Origin of the sequence: Campylobacter sp. W0066.2 (genome assembly GCF_024723515.1) — a bacterium.
Lineage (GTDB): Bacteria > Campylobacterota > Campylobacteria > Campylobacterales > Campylobacteraceae > Campylobacter_D.
Window position 1 is genome coordinate 1 of the sequence record NZ_JANQCV010000042.1, and the last position, 854, is coordinate 854.

The 854-nt window shown below is 22.6% G+C and carries 1 protein-coding gene; it reads right to left on the reverse strand.

The features are described from left to right. Window positions 1-88 precede the first annotated feature (88 nt). On the reverse strand, window positions 89-580 hold the full coding sequence (locus CAMP18498_RS07895) for a hypothetical protein (RefSeq protein ID WP_337198264.1): 492 nt from the start codon (window positions 578-580) through the stop codon (window positions 89-91). Window positions 581-854 lie beyond the last annotated feature (274 nt).

An 854-nucleotide genomic window follows, 5' to 3' on the forward strand; every position in this document is an offset into this window, starting at 1 on the left:
CATAACCTAACAAAACAAGCTCATAAATCGATTTTAATTATTTAATGCTAGGTTGATATTGCTTTATAGTATATTTTTGATTTTAAGCTTATTTTTGTTTGTTTTTAGTGGTATTTAATTGCAATAAAATCTTTATAATATTTTCAAAGTCTTTAACATCTTCATTTAATAAAGCACATTTATTACTTAATATGGCATATTTATAAGCATTGATAATATCTAAATCAGGATATTTTTCTTGTAAGCTTTTTATTTTACTTGATTGCTTTACTCTAGCAAGTTTTGATTTATAGAGATTTTTATATTTATCATAAAGTGAAGAGCTAATGCCAATTAAAGCACCTTCATTTTTAGTTTCTTTAAAGACTCTTAAGACAAATTTGATACACCCATTTTTTCTGTTAATGCGTCTTGTATCATAAGGATTTTTTAAAGAATATTTAGTGCAATTTACTACCCAAGTGTGAATTATTTTTTCTAATCTATCACTTTTGTTTTGCGTAGGAGCTTCATCTAGTTTTATCTCATTTTTAGAATTATCAGCAGATACAGTTTTTTTGAAAAATATATTTTTAAACACAGAATAACTTGCCTTTTTTTAACAAAAATTTATAATATTTTATCATACAAAAATTACAAAATCATAACATTTTCATTTTTTAAAAAAACACAGCAAATCTCAAAAAAACACTAAAGGTAACGAAAACATATAATCTAATACTTACGAAGTAATGTATTGCAAAAACGATTATTTTTAACAAAAATGACAAATTTTATAAAAATCCATAAAAAATACACCAAAAATTTATCAAAATATACGAAATATATACTTTTTAGGCTAAAGGTAACGAAAA